The organism is Pseudoteredinibacter isoporae (assembly GCF_040372805.1).
Taxonomy (GTDB): Bacteria; Pseudomonadota; Gammaproteobacteria; order Pseudomonadales; family Cellvibrionaceae; genus Pseudoteredinibacter; species Pseudoteredinibacter isoporae_A.
On sequence record NZ_BAABWJ010000009.1, the window covers coordinates 49,119 to 70,046 of the forward strand.

Genomic DNA, 20,928 nt, shown 5'->3' on the forward strand with positions numbered 1-20,928 from the left:
TAAAACGAGAACAAGAGAGATCACCATGTTCAACGCCGACATTCGCCACGACTGGACCCGCCAGGAAATCAGTGAACTGATGAATTTGCCTTTCAATGAACTGATGTTTCAGGCTCAGGTGATACACCGCCAGAACTTCGATCCGAACCAAGTGCAGGTGAGTATTCTCTGTTCCATCAAGACTGGCGCTTGTCCGGAAGATTGTGCCTACTGCCCCCAAAGCGCCCGATACGATACCGGTCTTGAAAAAGAACGTCTGATGCAACTGGAAAAGGTACTGAACGAAGCCAAAGACGCTAAGGCCAAGGGCGCTACCCGTTTTTGCATGGGTGCCGCCTGGCGCTCTCCCAAGAAGAAAGATATGCCCCATGTAACCGCTATGGTTCGTGAAGTGAAAGCTCTGGGGCTGGAAACCTGCATGACTCTAGGGATGTTGAGCGAAGATCAGGCCGGTGAGTTGGCTGAAGCCGGTTTGGATTATTACAACCACAATCTGGATACGTCGCCTGAATTCTATGGCGACATCATCACCACTCGCACTTACGGCGATCGTTTGGAAACATTGGATCATGTTCGCTCAGCAGGCATGAAGGTGTGCAGTGGCGGGATTTTGGGAATGGGTGAAGAACAGAACGATCGTATTGGTTTGATTCAGAATTTGGCCAACCTCCCTGAACACCCAGAATCCGTACCTATTAATATGTTGATTCGTATTAAAGGCACGCCGCTGGAAAATATGGACGATATTGATCCATTAGAATTTGTACGAGCGATTGCTGTTTCACGCATTGTCATGCCCAAATCTTATGTGCGTTTGTCAGCGGGTCGTGAGCAAATGAGCGATGAGTTGCAGGCGATGGCATTTATGGCTGGCGCAAATTCGATCTTCCTGGGCGATAAGCTGTTAACGGCCGCCAACCCCGGTGAGGGTAAAGATGCCAAATTGTTCAAACGTTTGGGCATCAACGCAGAAACCTTGGAACAACCTCAGGAAGTTGAGCAAGACGATCAGGCTGTGGAAGAAGAATTACTGCAAGCCGTGAACGAAGCCAAATTCGATTCGCATTTCTACAATGCGGCAAAATGATCCGTGTCTGTACTGCTTCACCGTTTGAATCAGAAACTGGAAGAGCGTCGAGAACAACAGCTTTATCGTAAGCGATTGAATCTCGATTCTCCCCAGGGAGCTGAGATTCAAATGGGCGACAAAACCCTCCTGAATTTCAGTAGCAATGATTACTTGGGGCTGGCAAATCACCCCGCTTTGATTGCGCGTGCGAAACACAGTTTTGAGCAATTTGGTTTTGGTGCCGGCGCTTCACATCTGGTTTGCGGTCATAGCGATCTGCATGGTGAATTGGAACGGCGTTTAGCCGAGTTTACCGCTCGAGACCGTGCACTGTGCTTTTCTTCCGGCTTTGCCGCCAATCTGGCTGTTCAACAGGTGTTGCTGGCAAAAGGCGATGCCGTATTTCACGATCGTCTGAATCATGCCTCCCTGTTGGATGGTGCTCAGTTAAGCGGCGCAAGACTGTTACGCTTTTCCCACAATGATGTGTCGCATTTGCAACAGCGTCTGAATTCGACAACGGCTGCAGGTAAATTAATTGCGGTCGATGCGGTTTACAGCATGGATGGTGATCTGGCGCCACTGAAGCGCTTAGCCGACATAGCTCGAGAAGACGGCGCCCTATTGTTGGCCGATGATGCTCACGGCTTTGCCGTTCTGGGCGAACACGGTGCTGGTAGCGCCGAGTATTGGGGTTTGAGTCAGGACGAACTCCCTATTCTCATGGGAACATTGGGAAAAGCCATGGGCAGTTACGGTGCCTTTATTGCAGGCAGTGAAGCACTGATCGAAGGCTTGATTCAGTTTGCGCGACCCTACATTTACACCACCGCGTTGCCGCCCAGTGTGGCAGCAGCCAGTTTAGCGGCCTTGGACATTGTTCAGGGTGAGCCCGAACGTCGCCGTAAGCTGATGGACTTGATTGCTTATTTCAGGGCGCGCGCTCGGGATTTGGGCTTGCCTCTGATGTCCTCACCGACGGCCATTCAGCCTTTGTTATTGGGTGATGCCGGCTTGGCACTGGACACGGCGAACGCTTTGCGGAAGCACGGTATTTTCCTCGCGGCGATCCGACCGCCAACCGTTCCTCAAAACAGTGCGCGTTTGAGAATTACCTTGACGGCCGCCCATGAGCGAGCGCATGTCGATCACCTATTGAACATGCTGGATCAGAACGTGCCAGATTCAGTTCGTCAACAGTGAAAACGGGTTATGAATATTTTAGCGAGCAAGGTGCTCGAAAACGAAAGGCCCCAAAGAATCACTCTCGAACGAGTGAGTTACCCAGCGAATTGTGACGATGCTGAGCACTTTGTGCTGATTCACGGTTGGGGATTGGGAAACGATATTTGGCACCAGATCTTGCCACAGTTGACGCATGTTCATGTGCACTGTGTCAGCCTGCCGGGTTTTGATCAGTCCTCTGCAGCGGACTACGCTCTGGATGATCTGTTGGCGGCCATCGAAGATGCATTGCCCGCGACTTGTCATCTATTGGGGTATTCACTGGGGGGGTTATTGGCTCAGCGCCTGTTAAACAGCGACAAGGTTGCAACGGTGACGTGTCTTGCCGCTGGCCCTCAATTTGTTGCGAACTCCGATTGGGCCCATGGCATGGCAGCCGATACTTTTATCGAGTTCTGTGCTTTCTTCGAGCGAGCCCCTGAAGCTTGTTTGCGTCGTTTTATGGGCTTACAGAGCCAGGGAGATGGGCAGCAGAAAAAATGCCTTGTTCGGAGCCTTGGCTTGATGAAAAACAATGGTCTGGATACGGACTACTTTGAACGCCCTCAATACAAATCTGCCTGGAAAAGGGCTCTTACGTTGCTGGGTGAAATCGATAATCAAAGCATACTCATCGAGAACATTAACAAACCCGTTCACTTTGTGTTTGCAGAGCAGGATGCCCTGGTTCCTGTCGCGTCTGCTGATGCTGTTCGGGCTTTGTCTTTGGATAATGTTCAGGTAAGCACGATTCCTGGCGCTCATTGTGTGCCCTTTTATTTGGGACAAACTGAGCATGCGGCGTTACTGCTTGAAGCGAGCCAGCATGACAACCAAAATCGTTATCGCCTCGATAAAACACGTGTTGCCCGAAGCTTTTCACGGGCCGCGTCAAACTATGACAGTGTCGCGGGGCTACAGCGCCAGGTTTGTGAGCAGTTGTTTGAGACATTGTCTACCATCGGTTTTCAGGGTAAAACGGTTGTAGATCTGGGCTCAGGCACCGGTTACTTCAGTCAGTTGCTCAAGCAGAATTCGAACTTGGGTCAGCCGGAAAGTCTGCTGAATCTGGATTTAGCTGAAGGCATGCTTCGGTATTCAAGAGAACAAGTTCACAATATCCTGCCTGCAAGTCGCTGGATTGCCGCTGATGCAGAGAGGCTTCCACTGGCCAACTGCAGTGTAGAATGTCTGTTTTCAAGCTTGGCAATTCAGTGGTGTCAGCAGGAAGACCAGCTATTTCGAGAAATCTATCGAGTGCTTAAGCCCGGAGCGAAGGCGCATATTGCTACTTTGGGGCCTGACAGCTTATGGCAATTGCGTGAGGCCTGGGCCCAGGTCGACAATAAGGTGCATGTAAACCGATTTACGCCTTGGAGCGATTTAAAGCGTTCAATACAGCAGGCGGGTTTGCAGGCTAATTTTCACAAGGCCGACATAGTATTGGGGTTTGACACCTTCAAGCAGTTACGTTTTGAATTGAAAACCCTAGGCGCACAAAATATGAATTCTGGTCAGGTGAATGGCTTATCAGGTCGACATCGTCTTCAGAAATTGTTGTCAGCATACGAGCTGTTTCGTCAGCCGTGCAGCGAAGGCGGACAGCTGCCGTTAAGCTATGAAGTGTACTACTTAACACTGGAAAAACCGGAAACCTAACGACAAAAGCTATGGCTAATAAAACGTTTTTTATCACAGGTACTGATACCGATGCTGGGAAAACATTTGTTTCCGCAGCACTATTGCACAAGGCAAATGCAGAAGGCCTGAGAAGTCTGGCGTTAAAGCCCGTCGCTTCAGGTAGCGAGATGCATGAAGGTGGCTTGCGGAACAGTGACGCTTTGATTTTGCAAGAATCGATGTCTGAATCTCTGGATTATGATCAGTTGAACCCCTTTACGTTTGAGCCGGCAATTGCACCGCATATAGCCGCAGAGCAAGCCGGCCTTCGATTGACTGCGTCTCGCCTTGCCGGTTTTTGCCGTGGCGCATTGTTTACCCCTCACGATTTTTCGCTCATCGAAGGTGCAGGGGGATGGCGCGTGCCTCTTAATGAACGCGAAGACTTCTCCGATTTGGCGAAGGAAATGAATCTGCCCGTTATATTAGTTGTCGGTTTACGCCTAGGGTGTATTAATCATGCTTTGCTCAGTCTCGAAGCCATCACTCGTGATGGTTTGCAAGTCGCAGGTTGGGTAGCCAATCACGTCGATCCTAATATGAGTTGCATGGAAGAAAACCTAGCTACATTGCAGCGAAGGGTCAGCGCACCTTATCTAGGTTTTGTTCCTAACCTTGCTGGACAAGCCGATGCAATGAAAAAGGCGGCAGAATATCTGGACTTACCCGGCTTGCGCTGATCTCGCTGAATGCTCCGATAGAGTTTCTTTTCAGCATGGCTTTTTGCTCATCGCTACATCTCCGTGAATCGACAATGAGCGAAGCCTGTCTCTGAGGAGAAAGCATTGCAGCCTTCAAATGGTGACAAGGATGCAGAGACAGGGGCGAGCTGGGCATCAGCGCCAGCTGATTGTCTAAGTATTGATAAACGTTTAATGCCTGGCATAAACCCTGGTACGTTGAGCAAAGAACAGGGCGAGGGACATAATTATGAGGCTCCAGAGTGGTGAAGCAGGTACTGAAGAGGCCTGTATGGCGGGTCCTGCAGAAACCGTTTGGTCATTCAGGGCACGTTGTATACCTGCGGAGGCCCAAGCCCCTAACGCACCAGGAGTGAGGGCTACGCCCAGGCCATCGGCATCCAGCTGATTGTTGCTGAAATTGACATTCGCTGGCGTCGCGGGATCGTTGGCAAAGTTCAAGGGAATGGCCCCTGTAAGCTGGTTATTCGATAAATCGATAAGAGTCAGGTTTGGGAGGTCCCCAAGATTGTTCGGAATGCTGCCCGTTAAACCAGAGTTTTGTAGAAAAAGGCGCTCCAGGCTGTTGTTGCTACCAAGTGAGCTGGGAAGAGTGCCCCCTAGGTCGGGGTTTTCGGCAATCGAAATCAGTAGCACGTTCGCCCACCCGCCAAATATATCCGGAATGCCACTGTTTAATTGATTGTTGAATAGAAAGAGGCGTCTCATATTGATCAATGCGCTAAAGCTGCTGGGTATAGGGCCCGTCAAGCTATTTTGGCTAAAGTTTAATTGCCGCAATTCGGTGAGGTTGCCCAAGCTGCTATTTAAGCTGCCAACCATATTGTTGTTGTCCATCGATAGGGTAATCACGTTTTGATTCGGGGCAACCCCAATCAACGCTACTCCATCCCAGTCTCCCGGGTTGCCGGTTCCCCAATTATTCTTGTTGGTCCAGGATTCTCCTGCGGTAGAGGCAAACAAATCTTTTAGCGCATTGCATTCTGCTGTCGGTATTTGACTCTGAGCACTGCAATCGTAAGCCCCGACCGAGGCTTGGGTTTGGGCCTGGCTAACCAGTGGAGTGCAGGCGGCTGCCAGCAACAACAATGAGCCATTTAAAAGGTTTAAGTATTTTTTCATGTGGTATTCCCATTACATATTCCTCTGCTTTGATACCAGCATCGGATTTAAACGATAGTAGGTCGCTTGAGAACGGGTGGTTCTCGATGTCAGATCGTGTATCTGTGTCTTTTGGTCTCTAGCTAGGCAGCTCGAGCGGCGGGAGTAGAATACTGGCGTGGCGAAAGAGGTAACTGAAAAAGGATGATGAATTTTGAAAAGTTTTGAATGCTTGATAAATGAGCAGCTTGGCAAAAATTAGACGCGTTTTTATAAGTTTGCTGTCTATGTGTGGCGCCTGCCTGAACAGGTTTTTCGAGGCGCCATTCGTCTAACTCGAAGGTTCCTATGTGTCATATTACCTGTACAAGGATCTCCTGACTTGCCACGCTGCAATCGCAGTGCTTAACATTGGACTGGTAGCGAGTGCAGATAGTGAAGCGTATGTGGCGAATTCCCAAAGCATCAATTCCCCATTCTTCATAGCATGGCGTGCAGCCAGATAATATTGGCAGAAGAATATAAGCAGAATGCCTGTGCCACGAAGCCAATCTTTAGCCAGCCTGACTTTCCCTGATGATGCTGATGTCTGAACTTTGTTCTGAATCCGAACATAAACCAAGAGAACACTGGCAAGAAGTAAGATGGATAAGTATGCGATGCTCAATATATAACCAAGTTCGATCAGTCTTAGGGTTGAAATCACAGGAAATATCAGTGGGAGAATCGACAGCTGAATCACGCTTGCGGTTCTATCACGGCTCTGCCAAACCGCACAGACCAGCAGCACCAAAAATAGGGGATAAACCCAGAGGGGGGTTCCTGCAATTACACTCATTGTCTGAATCCTCGCTTTATCGTAGGGAAATACTATGTCGGATTCAGATCGCTAATGAGTGCTAAAAGTCATGTTTTTTGTTTAGCGGGTAGAAGCAGCGTTGCACCCGCAGGCCTATCTTGATCCAAGTGCGAATCTAATTTTGGATAGATTAAGGCCCTTGTGGGTGGCTGTGTGGGTTTAAGGGCTTCAAACGATATCTACTCAAAACAGCTCAATTGAGCTCTTTTAGGCGTGAGAGTGCACAATGTTTAACTATTAATTTTATATTCGCTTGTTTAAGCTCTTTATTAAGACGTTGAATGGTCTCTTATGTTTCCCGATACATTCGTTAGAGATCTCCAGGCTAATATACTTTGGATAAGGTATGGACTATACAGAGCTTGTTAAGATTCTTGGTGCATTTTTTGCGATTATGAATCCGTTTGTGAATCTACCGATCTTTCTGGTCATGACGGATGGGCTTGAGCGATCCAGACAAAGGAAACTGGCCTTTAAAATTGTCTGTTACTCAGCGCTTATGTGCATGGTTATTCTTGCCACCGGGCAAGCTATCTTAAGTTTCTTTGGGGTATCTATTGATGATTTTCGAGTGGCAGGAGGTGTTGTGCTTGCTTCCATTGCCTGGTCGATGCTCCATGGTGAACAATCGGCTTCCCATCACGGTTCCGCCTCGGAGAAAGAAGAGATGTCAAATCTCAGTTTGATGGCGTTTTATCCGATGACATTCCCTATGATTGTGGGGCCTGGCACTATCGCCACGATTATCATTTATGTGGCACATGCAAAAACGTATGTTCAGAGTTTAGAGGTCGCTGCAGTTCTACTGGTGATTTTGTCGCTTCTATTGCTTGTTTTCTATAATGCTTCTTCAATTGGCAAGGTTCTGTCTCAAAGTGTGCGCTTGATTATGAACAGATTGATGGGGATGATTCTTCTGGCTATTTCGGTGGAGATGGTGTTTTCTGGAGCAAAGGCGCTCTTATAATTTACAACATAGTCATTTTTATGGGAGTGTTGGTAAGTTAGATCGTGAAAGTCTTACAAATAGTAGTGCTAATGATATTGCGCTACTCATTTTCCTCGAAAAATGAATTTCCCTCTTACAATGTGAAGTTTTTGTGCAGTTTCTTGATTTCACTATTCCTCAGTGCTTTTATTCTTCTATTGCAGACCTAAAACTTAATCAGGTGGATTCTGTTTGTTTTAAGTCGTTGTGTTGATCTATTAGCCTGGGTGAGTCTATGAACAATTTGCTAAAATCTCTCGTCTTTTGTTTCAGTGCTGGAATGGCTTTCGATGCAATTGCGCATGGATACCATCCAGATGTCAGTATTGACGAGCAAACCAAGCAGGCGACGATTCGTTCTGAGGCTGCTGTGATCAGTGAGGAGGCCAATACTCGCTTGATTGAAGCTGATGCCATACCAGATCACGATACTGGGCAATTTCCCAATGCGAGTAACCCCAATAGTATCAGCTCACAGAATTTGAGTTATCGTCTTAGTTTGAATCCCGAACGTTATGTACGTTTGTTGAATGGAGATTTAAATACATTTGGTATTGCAGTAAACGGCGTACCTTTTGATCCTGCCGCAGCAGAGTATTATCAGAATGATCGCGTTAATGGCTGGCGTTATGAGGCCACCAGCGATGCCATTAATCTGGGCCTGGATCAGCACAATGCCCATGTGCAACCCAACGGGACTTATCACTATCACGGTATTCCTCATGGCCTGTTGGAAAATCTGAATGAGCAGGCTAATCAACATTCGCCGTTAATAGGTTGGGCCGCGGATGGCTATCCTATTTATGGTCGGTATTCCTACAGTGATCCCGGTGATGCCAACAGTGTTATCAAGGAAATGAGCAGCAGTTATGTGCTGAAAACCGGAACACGCCCGGACGATGGCAGTAATCCTGGTGGAGTTTACGATGGTAGTTTTGTAGAAGATTATGAGTACCAATCAGCGCAAGGTGATCTCAATGAGTGTAACGCTCGCTTGACAGTAACACCCGAGTTTCCCGATGGCACTTATGCTTATTTTATTACAGGTGGCTTTCCAGTGATTCCTCGTTGCTGGATAGGTATTCCCAACGATTCGTTTTTGCGGCAAGCGGTCGACACCACCCCTTATCTTGGTAAAAGTTCGTCCGGTGCCTGGTACGATATGAATCGAGATGGCGAAGGCTTTCTGGTAGAAATGAACGAGAGTAGCCTTGTTAACAATCAATTGAATGCTTACTGGTTTACCTACGACCAACAAGGTAATCCTTTATTTATTTTCGGTGCCGGGTCTTACAATGATGACGATGAAAAAGTCACGGTCACGGCTTATACCGCCGATGGTACAAGCTGGGGTGAAGACTTTGATAGCAATGCAGTGCAGCGTAGCGAGTGGGGGAATTTGAGTTTTTCTTTTGATGGCTGTAACAGCGGTTTAGTGGAATACAATGGGCAAGTAGCGGGGTTTGGAAGCGGGCAATTCGATGTCAGTCGACTTTCGGCTATTTTAGGTTCGGGTTGCTTTGAAAAAGTTGGTGATAACAGTAGCTCTAAGGCTTCGGGCACTTGGTACAACAGCGAGCGAGATGGCGAAGGCTTGATGGTGCAAGCCTTGAGCGGGAATCGCCTGAACATATATTGGTTCAGTTATCGCCCGGATGGTGTGCCGGTTTATATTTCGGGTGTTGGAGAAACGGATTCGGAATCCCAGCTTACAGTTATTGATGATGCCTATATGACAGAAGGCGCGCGCTTTGGGGAGCTGTTTGACCGCGATGATGTTCAGCGTATTCCTTGGGGTAGTCTTCGCTTTGAATATATCGATTGTCAGAATGCTCGTATCACTTATGAATCGAGTGACGCTGAGTATGGTTCAGGACAGCATACCCTGACGCGACTTTCTATTAACGAAGGTTCCGGCTGTGGCGAGTAGCGGGTGATATTTTTCACAACAGCTTTGGAAGGAGGCACAGTTCAAACCTGTTGGCCCTAAGGGCATGTTTTTTTCTACCTTTTGATCAAGCCTGCCTATTCAAGCTGCCTCAAGTTTCCAATTAGTACTGATGGTCTAAAATTAGACAAACTCACCTTTCCAGTAAAATCCGACCACATAAATAATCGGCTGAATAATTGCTTGGGGTTTTGTTAACTTATTGATATTTAATTGAATTGTGTGTTTTCGGTTTTGCTGAAGATGGACGATCATCATTTGAAACCCGAGATGGCAATCACTATCGTCATTGACTTTCACGCTTCATCTGGGTAATTTCAAACACCTGTTTGAATGACCGGTTTGTCCTTATCACTTGGCTGTATTGTCAGGAGAGCTAAACTGGTACATAACTACCTGATAATCAACGTGAGAGAATCCCCATGGCCGAGTATCAAGCCCCCCTGAAAGATATGCATTTTGTGCTGAAAGATGTATTCGACACAGAGAAATTATGGTCTGAATTGCCTGGTTTGGCGGGCGCTGTGGATATGGATACAGCCGATGCCATTATGGAGGAGGCGGCTAAAATCGCGGGTGAGGTCGTGGGGCCTTTGAACCGTGAGGCGGATGAGCAGGGGTCTCGCTGGGACGATGGTGAGGTGACCGCTCCCGATGGCTTTAAAGAAGCCTATGCGACCTTTTGCGAAGGCGGCTGGAATGGTCTCGGTGGTAACCCTGAGTACGGCGGCATGGGCATGCCAAAAACCTTGACCGCTCACGTGGAGGAAATGCTTCAGGGGGCGTCGATTTCATTTGGTTTGGCGCCGATGTTGACGGCAGGTGCATGTTTATCGATCGATGCACACGCCAGCGATGAGTTGAAGGACAAGTATTTGCCGAATATGTATTCTGGCCAGTGGGCCGGCGCGATGGATTTGACGGAGCCGCACGCGGGTACAGATCTTGGCATCATTCGCAGCAGCGCGAAGGAAAATGACGACGGTAGCTACACCATTAATGGTAATAAGATTTTTATTACCTGGGGTGAGCACGATATGGCTGAAAACATCATCCATTTGGTATTGGCTCGTTTGCCGGATGCGCCAAAGGGACCTAAGGGCATCTCTTTGTTCTTGGTGCCTAAGCTGATGGTCAATGATGATGGTTCTCTTGGGGAACGCAATGGTGTGAGCTGTGGGTCCATCGAAAAGAAGATGGGCATCAAGGGCTCAGCGACTTGTGTAATGAATTTTGACGATGCCAAAGGCTGGCTGGTCGGCGAGCCAAATCAGGGGCTCGCTTGTATGTTTACCATGATGAACTATGAACGTTTGGTCGTAGGCATCCAGGGATTGGGCGCTGCTGAACGGTCTTGGCAATCTGCAGTTGAATACGCGCGTGAGCGTCTGCAGAGTCGTTCTCCAAGTGGTGTGGTCGCGCCTGAAAAAGCCGCGGATCCCATTATTGTTCATCCTGATGTTCGTCGTATGCTTCTCACCATGCGTGCCTATACTGAGGGCTCCCGCGCACTGAATCACTACACCGCGATGTGGTTGGATAAATCCAAGTTTGGTGAAGGCGAGGAGAAACAGCAGGGCGCTGCTATGATGGCGTTGTTGACGCCTGTGACTAAAGCTTTCGTGACCGATAAGGCTTTGGATTGTACCGTTCTGGGGCAACAGGTTTTTGGTGGCCACGGTTATTTGCGTGAGTGGGGGCAGGAACAGTTGGTTCGTGATGTGCGCATCTGTCAAATTTACGAGGGCACAAATGGCGTGCAGGCGATGGATTTGATGGGGCGTAAAGTTGCCGCGAATGGCGGTCAGTTTGTTGAATTGTTTGCGGCAGATATTAAGGAGTTTATTGCAAGCTGCGACGATAGCATGTCCGAGTTTATTCCTGCGCTGGAAGCGGCGTTAACCGGCTTGCAGGAATCGACTCAATGGGTACTGGACAATGCAGGCGACGATGCAGCAATCATTGGTTCTTCGGCCTACGATTATCTGCATCAGTTCGGTCATGTCGCCCATGCTTATATGTGGGCACGTATCGCTAAAGCGGCCATGGCCAAGCAAGGAAGTGATGAATATTACAAAGGTAAGTTGGCTGTGGCACGCTTCTTTTACTCTCGTTTGTTGCCTCAGGCAAATACCCATAAAGAAAATATTCGTGCTGGCAGCGAGCCAATTATGAGCCTGGCGGCAGAGCTGTTTTAAGCTCTCTCGTGTTCTGTTTCTGAAAGCCCCGCAATGCGGGGCTTTTTTGTGCCTCGAGTGAACATACATCGCTTGTGATAAACTACTTTCGGTGCAAGCTATGATGTGAAGGAATCGAGAGGGAAAACGATGTCTGCTATTGGAAGGTATTTGAAGTATCTATTGATTGTTGCCCTGGCCGTCCTGTCTTTTATTGCGGTTTGGGTCTACATCGGATCAATCGACGCCGATGTTTATGACGATCGAGGCATGGAAGCAGAATATCAGAGTTTTCTTGCCAAGAAGGCGAACTCCGATGGCATGAAGCACATGCCGTTCTTGCGAGATCGCCATTTTTCAATATTGAACAATGGCCGGGATCGTTATGCGCTAAAAACGTATTTGAGTAATTTACGTTGGGATAAATCTCGCGTTGAGGTCTACCGTACATTGGGTCACGACAGACTCCCGGCCGTTATGAAATCGTTAGAAGCAGACTACTATCTGATTTCGGAACTCAATTATGCGGATTTAAGGCAGGCCTTTCCGCTTTCCGGTGCAGAAGATTTGTTTTTGCTGCTGCTTCTGGAATCTCAGTGGCAGTTCCATGAAGAGCGATCCGTCGATCAAGCCTACCTGTACCTATCGGCCGCAATGAAGATGAATGTTCGCATGGCAGAGCTAGTCGAAGAGGGGTTTTTAGGCGTGAATATTGCCTCACAATATCGAGCCCTAAGCTACCCATGGTTTTCCTTTTTATCCCAGAGACTTAGCCAGGCGCAGTTGGGAGAATTGAAAGGTAGACTTGTGCAATGGAATTCTCGCTATGAAGAGGCATTAAAGCTTGCATATATTGGCGAGTTCATGGTCGGAAAGCGTTATATGGAATCTGGATTGATGCAACAGAGTGTCTTGAGTCGCCCCAAGTTTCCGAAGGAGGGTGGCCCAGGTTTGCGTTCTGTAAGTTGGAGTGAAAAGCGTTTATATCTATGGGATTTTTTCTATCAATTGCTGTCGAGTGATTATGCAGATAATGACAGCATGCGATCGTTTCTGATGGATTATTTTCCTAGGTATTTTTATCACAAAAACAGGAACCTCCATCGTAATGCCGCCTATTTCTCAAAGCGCCGTGACAGTGTTCTGTCTTTGTGTAAAGACAAGCGTGTTAGCAATGAAAAAAGCTTGGAGGAGTTAAACGGAGCTCGTGATAAACAAAAGAGTATCCCTTGGTATGTGAACGATATTGGCCGATACGAACAGGCAGAGCTTCCCAAAGAAACCATGGAACAATACCAGCATGATGAATGCTTGTATCGTCAATGGAGCCAAGTTTTTTTGGCAAGATTGGGTATTGCTGAGTATCTACACGAGAACAAGGAGCTCCCTGACACTCTCGCGCAACTGCATCCGGGTTTTCTGGCGGAGCTTCCCCGAGATCGTTTTAATGGTGAAGGGCTGGGTTATTCAAAGGAAAAAGCATGGTTATATTCAAGTGGAGCTGATTTCCTCAATGATGGTGGCAGCGCGGATGCCTTGGTGAGTAATACTGGTCGTTGCTCACGGCTGCCTTGCAAGAACAAACCGACGTATCCTTTGTATATTCAGCCGCCCTTTCCGTTGTGGCCAGGCCCAGACTCTACAGAACGAGAATATCGTTGGGAAGCTCATGGAAAACTTTAAAATGAGCTCGCATTTTGTTCTAATCTCCTCTTTTATTTAGAGGGACTGCCGCTATGCGGATTATGAGTTTTAATGCCAATGGCATTCGTGCGGCAGCGCGTAAAGGTTTTTTTGAGTGGTTCGCAGCGCAGGATGTGGACGTGCTCTGTGTTCAGGAGACCAAAGCTCAGGAGCACCAGTTGGATGATGAGGTGTTTTTCCCGGAAGGTTACCATCGTTTTTTATTCGACGCTGAAAAGAAAGGTTACAGTGGGGTAGCTATCTACTCCAAGGTCAAGCCCCGTGAAGTCACGCGCGGTCTGGGTTGGGATCCTGCAGATAATGAAGGGCGCTGGATCGAAGCACGTTTTCGCAATGTGACGGTCATCTCCCTTTACATGCCATCGGGTTCAAGCTCGGAAGCGGCACAGGAAAAGAAATATCGTTTTCTGGAGCTGTTTGAAGCGCGTCTTCAGGAAATGATGGCCTCGGGTGAAAAATACATTATTTGTGCTGACTGGAATATATGCCACAAGGAAATTGACCTTAAAAACTGGCGGGGTAATCGCAAGAACTCGGGTTTCCTTCCGGAAGAGCGTGCTTGGCTTGATAAAATCTACGATGAATTTGGCTGGGTCGACGTGTTTCGGGAGCTTACTGAGGAAGAGGTCTATACCTGGTGGTCTAACCGTGGGCAAGCGTTTGCCAAGGATGTGGGCTGGCGTTTGGATTATCACGTCGTTACCCCGAATATTGCCAAAAAGGCTTACGACTGGCATATTCAAAGAGAGCCCCGTTTTTCTGATCACGCACCGATGTGGATCGATTACAAATTAGTACTGCGCTAGGCTTGAGGTCTAGTGTTAAAGATAGATCAGGCGAGATAATATGAATAATAGTGATGAGCCCAAGCTAAGCCCCGAAGATCAAGCCAAGGTCGATAGATTTGTATCCACGGGCGTGAACAGTATTGAACGCAAACCTTTTCGGCCCTGGTATCTATTGGGTGTTGTTGTTTTGTTGCTGACAGTGTTGAGTGGCGTTAGTTACTGGATCGCTATTGATGCCGGTCTGGTTTAGAGGGGCATAGATGAGTATAACCTAGCTTCGAGCGCCAATTCCGGACGCTTTTAACCTCGGCAGTTGTGATTCAATCCATGGCATAAAATCTCGCGCGGGCATTGGACGCGATATATAAAATCCCTGTGCGATATCACACTGTAAATTACTCACCATTTCCCAATCGGATTCATGTTCAACTCCTTCGGCGACACACTTCAATTGGAGCTTTTTGGCGAGGTCCACGGTTGCCTCAAGAATTCTTCGGCTTGCGTCATTGTCGCTGGCGTATTTAATAAAGCTGCGATCTATTTTCAGTTCATTAAACGGTATCTGTTGCAGCTTATCGAGTGAGGAGTGACCTGTGCCGTAATCGTCAATGGAAAGTTGAAAGCCCCGAAGTCGAAGTCGCGATAAGATATCAATGCTGGTGCCAATGTCTTCCAACATGCTGGCTTCAGTCAGTTCGATAATCAGGTTTTTAGGCTGTATTCCATGGTGTTCTGCCATTGCGCATAGAACATCTGGTAGATCCAGTCGATTTAAATTTAAAGGAGAAATGTTGATGGATAGGCTGATATCGACCCCTTTAGATTGCCAGTGTCCTAACTGCACACAGCAGAAATCGAGAATATAGTTCCCAATCATCTGGATAAACCCATGCCGTTCTGCCATCGGAATAAAGTGTTCGGCAGTGATCAGGCCCTTACTCGGGTGACGCCAGTGAGCCAAGGCTTCTGCTCCGATCAAACGCCCGGTTCTCACGCAGATTTGCGGTTGAAAGTAGGCTTCTATTTCTTTATTCACAACCGCTTGGTGCAATTCAGACACACTGATAGCGGGTTGTTCACTTTTGAGCTCAAGTTCAAAGTTGGCGTTGTATTTACGGAGCAGTGTTTCAATGCGTGATCGGGTCAGAGGTTTAAGCAGAGCCCCGAGGAATTGCAGTCCAAGCTCTCTCGCCAGATGGCGGATGCTGTTGGTTATTCTAGGATCTTCTTCTGTCACTAAAATAACAGCGCTGTTGATATGCAGCTGATGGATATGGCGAATTAATTCGATGCCATCGACGCTTGGCATGTTGATTTTGGAAAAAACAATATCAAATGTTGAATCCGGCTGAAGCATGTCGAGAGCCATGCTTGCATTGTGGCACTGTGAAATATGCTGAATGCCTAAAGCAAGTAATTGTTGCTTCAACATCAGAAGTGTACCGGGATCGTCATTTACGATTAAACAACGTAGGGTGCTCAGATTGATATTCATGATAATGCTTCCAGCAAGCTCATGGCTTGTAATCGAACTACCCGATGTTCAGCAGATGATTAGAGGGTGTGTTTCGAAGAGGCTGTGTTGCACGAACAGAGCTATGGAAAGCTTTGCGCGGCATTAATCATCAACAGTGCTTCCTGTAAGCGGGTGGGTAGAACATCTTGTTAGGCAGACTCACAAGCCTGTCATATCTCGTCTTGAGGCTTAGTATCGACCTCTTTGTGCTTTGGGAGAAGGAAAAAGCTGCTTGAGCATGGAAAACAGTCTCAAAGAACCAAATTGGCCTCTTGTTTTGTTGATATCCAATAAGACTTAAGGATGAGAAGATAATGCCAAAGTGATGAAAGCTTCAATTTCGAGTGTAGTAATAAAGTGCAGGGTGCGAGTTTAGCCCTGGCTATCTTGCCAGACCCAGCGGATAGGGTCCCCAAAATCATCTTTGAGCAGGATCTTTTTAGGCTTGCGCTTGGCAATGGGGTTTTTGCTGTTTTGGCGGCGGGAATCAATGGCTTTAACCACGTCAACAACCGGGGTTCTACTCTGAACTTGGCGTGGGCTAAAACTGTTTTGAATAGCAGCTCCATCGGGTAAGCCGCTCACTCCTTTTTGGAAACTGACCACTTCACCACCCTGATTGAGGAAGCTCTCAATCTGGTTCTCGATCTCAGCGCGAATCTGGGCTTTGGTTTTTGCCGGTTTCACAGTGGGGCCAATTGGTCAGTTCAAAGCGCCAATTATAGCACTGTTGGAAGAAAACCACCGTTAATACTCGGCGAAATACTGTACAGCAATAAAAAAGCGGCCCTAAGGCCGCTCGAATGACAGGCGATGTCACACACTACATTTAAAAGCGGAACTTGGCCTTCGCATAGAACAGGCGTCCCAATGGGCTATGCTGCTTGGGATCATAGCTGTAGTTAGCGGCGTCATACACGCGTGGTGGCTCTTCATCCAGAAGGTTCTTAATACCGAAGGTTAAGGTTGTTTCCGAGTCATCAGTGAAGCCCAGCGGTAGATTAATGCTGTAGTTGGCATCCAGGGTGACGTAGGAATCAATGTTCTGGCTTTCATTTGCTGGAACCACACGGGTGGTTTCATAGCTTGAAATGTAATTTAGAACCAGGTTGGCTCGTTGGTTTTCGTCAATCCAGCTCAGAATCGCATTTGCCTTGGTTTCCGGCAATGAGCGTGCAAAGTTGTCGTGGTTAAAGAAACCGGCCGCTTCAACAGTGCGTCCATCGGCGAGAGTGAGGTCGTAGTTTAGGAAGTGAGATAAGTTAGCCTTCACTGACCACGCATCGCCCAAGCTCCAGATGGCTTCGAAATCTATACCATCCACTTCCACCTCTGAGGAGTTGAAGTAGCGAGTGTTGATGCCAATCAACTGGCCGCTCGGAGTACGGATCACATTTGGATCATTTGGATTAGCCAGCACGATACCTTGGGCACTTTGCTGGGTAATCAGGTCCTCATAGTCCACACGCCAGTAATCCAACTTGAGTTCAAGATCCTCATTAGGTTGGAAAATAAGGCCCAGGTTGTAGTTGGTGGATTCTTCTGGAGTCAGATCCTGAGCGCCCTGAGAAGCTACGCGAATAAACGCTACGCCGCCCTTGGGAGTGCCGTCAGGGTTGATGTCCTGAATACCTTGCAGGCTAACTGCAGTCGCATTCAACTGTGAGAGGGATGGCTCACGGAAAGAGGTCGATACAGAAGCTCGAGCGATCCACTGATCACTGATCTGCCAGCGCATGCCCAATTTGGGGTCGAGACTATTATCATTGTCGAGTTTCTCGTAGCGTACCGCTGCCGTGACCTCCAGATCATCCGTTACCGGCAATTTGGTTTCGGCAAAGACTGCGTAACTGCTGCGATCAACCTTGACCTCTGAAACACCGCCCAAGAAGATCAAGTCAACTGGAATTGGGTTGCCATTGGCATCGAAGGTGATTTCATACACATCGTCGGTTTCGACCTCGTAGTTCTCCTGGCGAGCTTGCACACCAAATGCGAAGCCTGCACTTCCACCCGACATTTCAAACAGCTCTCCTGACACAACAGCATCCCATACCATGAGATCAGTAGTACGGCGGGTGTTGGTGTCATAGGAAATGAAATCGATCAGCTCCTGGCTGTTATTCGCTGGGTTAAACGGATCAAAATATTCATTCCCGCTTGGTCCCCCTTGACCGGCCAGTGCGGCATTCAATCGGGATTGAATGGTATCCGGCTGAATCTGGCGGTATTTGTTTTCCGAGTAGGTCAAGGCCGTGTCGTAAGACCAGCCATTATCAAACTCACCACTCAGGTTTATTGAAAAGCGGCGGTTGTCGTTTTCCCGTGGCGCTTCTGGAGAGGGGAATCCTGCACCCAGTGGTCGGCCCAACCAAACAACTGGGGCACCAAATGGATTACCTGGGTGATTCGGTAAAATGACCGGGAAGGCCAAATAGGGGTAGGAGGGTGATTGGGGGTTGTCTTCCACATTATTGTTGGCCCAACCAGCTTCGGCAAACAGCGTCATACCATTGTCGAATTCATGAGTCAGGTTGGTGTAGATCTGGCGGCGATGTTCGCTGTTCACCAAATTAAAACGCGGGCCATAATGGAAGCCACAACGAGCACCGCTCGGCTGAGGAATCAGGACGCCATCTGGGCTATCGGTACAGCCAGCCAATGGTACATTTTCGAATTGCCCGTAGCTTCCTGCATAAGGGCCATCCGGAACCGTTACCGGCGCAACCGGTAAAAACGTGGTGCCAAGGCTACTGATGGCGTTATCGGCTAACTCAGGACGCTGAGCAACACTGAGCGGTGTGCGATCGAGAAAGTGACCAGAAATGGTGACGTGGGTTTTGTCATTACCGCCACCCCAGATGAAGCCGACGTCGCGGTCTTCCTGGTCATCATCGTCGGTTGTCTGGAAGCCTAGATTAACTTCTAAACCTTCGAAATCTTTGCGCAAAATAAAGTTCACCACACCGGCAATAGCGTCGGAACCGTAAGTTGATGCCGCACCTTCTTTCAAAATTTCAACGCGTTCAAGCGCTTCGGCGGGAATGGTACTGGTGTCGACAAACACACTGCCATCATTGGTCAGTGAGCCGGATATGGTTTGTCTGCGGCCATTAATCAGAACCAGAGTTGAACTCAGGCCCAAACCGCGGAGGTTAATGTTAGAGGTACCTTGGGTCGAGCCCTGGGTGAATGAATCGGATTGGTTTTCCGAACCGGAGCTGATCGCCAGCTTGCTGATGACATCAGCAACCGTAGTGGCGCCAATGGCATCCAGATCTTCACGGCCTACCACTTGTACAGGCACTACAGCATCACCGGGACTACTTTTGATATAGGAGCCTGTGACCATAACTTCTTCAAGTTCAGGTTCTCCGGCTGAGCTTTGGTCCTGTGTCCAACCGGTTTGAGCAAGGCCTATCGAGGCCATGGAGACTGCTATCGATAGCAGCTTTTTACGGGCGAGAGTGTGTTTCAACACGTTGGATTTCCTCCGCAATTATTATACTTATGTAGCGAAGTCATCTTCGAGATGACTATTACAGACGGTGCGCTGCAATGCAGTCAGTGTAATAAAAGCATGAGGCAGTGAATACGGGTTTCTCCTGACTATCACCCCGGCTTATCGATGGGTATACGCTCAATTGATAAAAAAGGGTAAAAATGACACTAAACAGGCGGAATAGGCGTATAAATTCACTCTGGAATAACTTTATTTTCTATCTCTAATTTCGTTTATAAATAAAAAGTCTAATACCTATTTTCGAGAAGGTTGATTTTGGCGACATGTGTTCACACTTTTCCTTGAAGGTCTATTCGTACTTGTTCGTAGATATGGTTGAGCTGTTCCATGTCGAGCTGCTTAACTCCCATGACCATCAGGAGATGAAGAAACAAGGGGGTTCCCAGTTTTCCGGTCGTCATCTTAACCCGCAGATTTCCCTCAGATTGTTCTACACCTGCTTCGGCAAGCCGTCGACTTAGTTCCCGGTAATCCAGGCCTCTCATATTCTTTTCCATGGCGAAATAACGTCGAATGGTTTCGTTCATTTCTGGGCTGTTGAATATTTTGCTCATTTTTCACCCTCTAAAAAATGATTTTGGTGTCATATTTGTTAATTATACTTAACAATAATTGCTTTTAAATTATTTTTCTCATAATATTCATTCCGCGTTAATAATATGTAACAAATTACATTAATAAAGGGCTAATGTTATGTTTGATGCGAGTGTTTTTGTTTGGGCTTTGTTGGCATTTGGTCTGGTTCTCATCTTTAAGGGGGTTCGTCAGGTGCCCCAAGGGGAAGAATGGACAGTGGAGCGATTTGGTAAGTACACCCGAACCCTGAAACCGGGTTTACGTTTAATTGTGCCTCTGGTGGACGGAATCGGGCATAAACAAATTGTGATGGAGCAAGTGCTGGATGTTCAGCCACAGGAAGTCATCTCTGCAGATAACGCTATGGTGACTACAGATGCGGTTTGCTTCTATCAAGTATTGGACCCGGTGAAAGCATCCTATGAAGTGAACAATCTTGAGCGTGCAATGCAAAACCTGGTGATGACCAACATTCGTGCTGTGCTGGGCTCCATGGAGCTGGATGCTATGTTGTCAAATCGAGACGCCATTAATACTTCTTTGTTAACCAAAGTGGATGAGGCGACGAATCCATGGGGTATCAAGGTGAACCGTATTGAGATTAAGGACATCACTCCACCACGCGATTTGATTGACGCCATGGCAAACCAGATGAAGGCCGAGCGAGAAAAACGTGCACAGATTTTGCTGGCGGAAGGTGAGCGTGAGGCGGCTATTAATGTGGCGGAAGGTGAAAAGCGTTCGCAGATTTTGAAAGCAGAGGGTGAACGACAGTCGGCCTTCCTGGAAGCCGAGGCACGTGAGCGTGAAGCCGAGGCTGAAGCCAAAGCTACTCAGATGGTCAGTGTTGCAATTGCAGAAGGCGATGCCAAGGCTATCAACTACTTTGTGGCGCAAAAATATGTCGATGCGCTTGGCAATATTGCAAGTGCCGATAATTCCAAAATCATCATGATGCCTCTGGAAGCGTCGAGTGTTATCGGTTCAGTGGCTGGAGTGAAAGACCTTCTGGATGCGGGTAAATCTGCATAAGGTCTCCGCACTACAGGCCTCCTGGTGAGGCCTGTTCATATA

The 20,928-nt window shown here is 47.9% G+C and carries 17 protein-coding genes; 11 read left to right on the forward strand and 6 right to left on the reverse strand.

Going from position 1 to position 20,928, the window contains the following annotated elements; translation table 11 throughout:
• The first annotated feature begins 25 nt into the window (after window positions 1–25).
• From bioB to bioD, 4 genes are read left to right on the forward strand one after another with little or no spacing between them, the layout of a single operon-like run.
• Complete coding sequence (gene bioB, locus ABWW03_RS16050) at window positions 26–1,087, forward strand: biotin synthase BioB (protein ID WP_353409955.1); 1,062 nt, start codon at window positions 26–28, stop codon at window positions 1,085–1,087.
• A gap of 3 nt (window positions 1,088–1,090) precedes the next feature.
• The gene (gene bioF / locus ABWW03_RS16055) at window positions 1,091–2,272 is read left to right on the forward strand and encodes an 8-amino-7-oxononanoate synthase (protein WP_353409957.1); all 1,182 of its coding nucleotides are present in this window, start codon (window positions 1,091–1,093) and stop codon (window positions 2,270–2,272) included.
• Window positions 2,273–2,281: 9 nt separating this feature from the next.
• Window positions 2,282–3,952: a malonyl-ACP O-methyltransferase BioC gene (gene bioC / locus ABWW03_RS16060; protein ID WP_353409959.1), complete on the forward strand. Its 1,671-nt coding sequence runs from the start codon at window positions 2,282–2,284 to the stop codon at window positions 3,950–3,952.
• An 11-nt stretch (window positions 3,953–3,963) separates the two neighbouring features.
• Window positions 3,964–4,653 carry a dethiobiotin synthase gene (gene bioD, locus ABWW03_RS16065; RefSeq protein ID WP_353409961.1) on the forward strand — a complete coding sequence of 230 codons (690 nt, stop codon included), beginning with the start codon at window positions 3,964–3,966 and terminating at the stop codon, window positions 4,651–4,653.
• A 192-nt stretch (window positions 4,654–4,845) separates the two neighbouring features.
• On the opposite strand, the gene ABWW03_RS16070 is transcribed toward bioD, so the two are convergent.
• Entirely contained in the window at window positions 4,846–5,796 is a 951-nt protein-coding gene (locus ABWW03_RS16070) for a hypothetical protein (RefSeq protein ID WP_353409963.1), read from the reverse strand.
• Between the two features lie 337 nt (window positions 5,797–6,133).
• On the reverse strand, window positions 6,134–6,613 hold the full coding sequence (locus ABWW03_RS16075) for a hypothetical protein (protein ID WP_353409965.1): 480 nt from the start codon (window positions 6,611–6,613) through the stop codon (window positions 6,134–6,136).
• A 367-nt stretch (window positions 6,614–6,980) separates the two neighbouring features.
• Here ABWW03_RS16075 and ABWW03_RS16080 point away from each other — a divergent pair, with 367 nt between their 5' ends.
• From ABWW03_RS16080 to ABWW03_RS16105, 6 genes are all read left to right on the forward strand, one after another.
• The gene (locus tag ABWW03_RS16080) at window positions 6,981–7,601 is read left to right on the forward strand and encodes a MarC family protein (RefSeq protein ID WP_353409967.1); all 621 of its coding nucleotides are present in this window, start codon (window positions 6,981–6,983) and stop codon (window positions 7,599–7,601) included.
• A gap of 256 nt (window positions 7,602–7,857) precedes the next feature.
• Complete coding sequence (locus ABWW03_RS16085; protein ID WP_353409969.1) at window positions 7,858–9,552, forward strand: YHYH protein; 1,695 nt, start codon at window positions 7,858–7,860, stop codon at window positions 9,550–9,552.
• Between the two features lie 440 nt (window positions 9,553–9,992).
• The gene (locus ABWW03_RS16090) at window positions 9,993–11,768 is read left to right on the forward strand and encodes an acyl-CoA dehydrogenase C-terminal domain-containing protein (protein ID WP_353409971.1); all 1,776 of its coding nucleotides are present in this window, start codon (window positions 9,993–9,995) and stop codon (window positions 11,766–11,768) included.
• A 129-nt stretch (window positions 11,769–11,897) separates the two neighbouring features.
• Window positions 11,898–13,430 (forward strand): hypothetical protein, encoded by a 1,533-nt coding sequence (locus ABWW03_RS16095; RefSeq protein WP_353409973.1) that lies wholly within the window; start codon window positions 11,898–11,900, stop codon window positions 13,428–13,430.
• A 53-nt stretch (window positions 13,431–13,483) separates the two neighbouring features.
• On the forward strand, window positions 13,484–14,257 hold the full coding sequence (locus ABWW03_RS16100; protein ID WP_353409975.1) for an exodeoxyribonuclease III: 774 nt from the start codon (window positions 13,484–13,486) through the stop codon (window positions 14,255–14,257).
• 40 nt (window positions 14,258–14,297) lie between these two features.
• On the forward strand, window positions 14,298–14,489 hold the full coding sequence (locus tag ABWW03_RS16105; protein WP_353409977.1) for a DUF3094 family protein: 192 nt from the start codon (window positions 14,298–14,300) through the stop codon (window positions 14,487–14,489).
• A gap of 21 nt (window positions 14,490–14,510) precedes the next feature.
• Here ABWW03_RS16105 and ABWW03_RS16110 read toward each other — a convergent pair whose 3' ends face one another.
• The 4 genes from ABWW03_RS16110 to ABWW03_RS16125 all read right to left on the reverse strand — a co-directional run bounded on the left by ABWW03_RS16110 (window position 14,511) and on the right by ABWW03_RS16125 (window position 19,832).
• On the reverse strand, window positions 14,511–15,734 hold the full coding sequence (locus ABWW03_RS16110; RefSeq protein WP_353409979.1) for an EAL domain-containing response regulator: 1,224 nt from the start codon (window positions 15,732–15,734) through the stop codon (window positions 14,511–14,513).
• Between the two features lie 393 nt (window positions 15,735–16,127).
• The gene (locus ABWW03_RS16115; protein ID WP_353409981.1) at window positions 16,128–16,442 is read right to left on the reverse strand and encodes a hypothetical protein; all 315 of its coding nucleotides are present in this window, start codon (window positions 16,440–16,442) and stop codon (window positions 16,128–16,130) included.
• Window positions 16,443–16,584: 142 nt separating this feature from the next.
• Window positions 16,585–19,236 carry a TonB-dependent receptor plug domain-containing protein gene (locus tag ABWW03_RS16120; protein WP_353409983.1) on the reverse strand — a complete coding sequence of 884 codons (2,652 nt, stop codon included), beginning with the start codon at window positions 19,234–19,236 and terminating at the stop codon, window positions 16,585–16,587.
• 311 nt (window positions 19,237–19,547) lie between these two features.
• The gene (locus ABWW03_RS16125; protein WP_353409985.1) at window positions 19,548–19,832 is read right to left on the reverse strand and encodes a DUF6471 domain-containing protein; all 285 of its coding nucleotides are present in this window, start codon (window positions 19,830–19,832) and stop codon (window positions 19,548–19,550) included.
• 139 nt (window positions 19,833–19,971) lie between these two features.
• Here ABWW03_RS16125 and ABWW03_RS16130 point away from each other — a divergent pair, with 139 nt between their 5' ends.
• Window positions 19,972–20,886 (forward strand): SPFH domain-containing protein, encoded by a 915-nt coding sequence (locus ABWW03_RS16130; protein ID WP_353409987.1) that lies wholly within the window; start codon window positions 19,972–19,974, stop codon window positions 20,884–20,886.
• Window positions 20,887–20,928: the final 42 nt, after the last annotated feature.